This window comes from Streptococcus oralis (assembly GCF_003943825.1).
In the GTDB taxonomy this organism is placed as follows: domain Bacteria; phylum Bacillota; class Bacilli; order Lactobacillales; family Streptococcaceae; genus Streptococcus; species Streptococcus oralis_CD.
Genome location: NZ_RJNJ01000104.1, coordinates 1 through 603, shown reverse-complemented (window position 1 = coordinate 603; position 603 = coordinate 1). Strand labels below are relative to the sequence as shown.

The following is a 603-nucleotide window of genomic DNA, read 5'->3' as shown; positions in this document are numbered from 1 at the left end:
ATAAGGTATCACTATCTCTGGTTTTTGGAGATGGTGATTTTTATCTGCAAGTCTGTCTTTGTGGTATAATAAATACTATGCAGAAAAAACCAACGTCCGCCTACGTGCATATTCCCTTTTGCACACAGATTTGTTATTATTGTGACTTTTCAAAAGTATTTATCAAGAATCAACCAGTAGATAGTTACCTGGAGCATCTGCTAGAGGAGTTTCGCTCTTATGATATCCAAAAGTTGCGAACCCTCTACATTGGAGGTGGGACGCCAACGGCTTTGTCCGCTTCGCAATTAGAAGTGCTCTTGGATGGCTTGACTAAAAATCTAGACTTGTCTGTCTTGGAAGAGTTGACCATTGAGGCCAATCCAGGAGACTTAGACGCGGATAAGATTGCAGTTTTGAAACAGTCGCCAGTCAATCGTGTTTCCTTGGGTGTGCAGACTTTTGATGACAAAATGCTGAAAAAAATTGGGCGCAGTCATTTGGAGAAGGATATTTATGAAAATATCGACCGTCTTAAATTGGCTGATTTTGACAATATCTCCATCGACTTGATTTATGCATTGCCTGGTCAGACCATGGAACAAGTAAAGGACAATGTAGCTA

At 40.5% G+C, this 603-nt stretch carries 1 protein-coding gene; it reads left to right on the top strand.

The genetic code is table 11. The features are described 5' to 3' along the window. Positions 1–77: 77 nt before the first annotated feature. A partial coding sequence (locus D8863_RS10840; RefSeq protein ID WP_125441877.1) for a coproporphyrinogen-III oxidase family protein occupies positions 78–603 on the top strand: 526 nt, incomplete at its 3' end.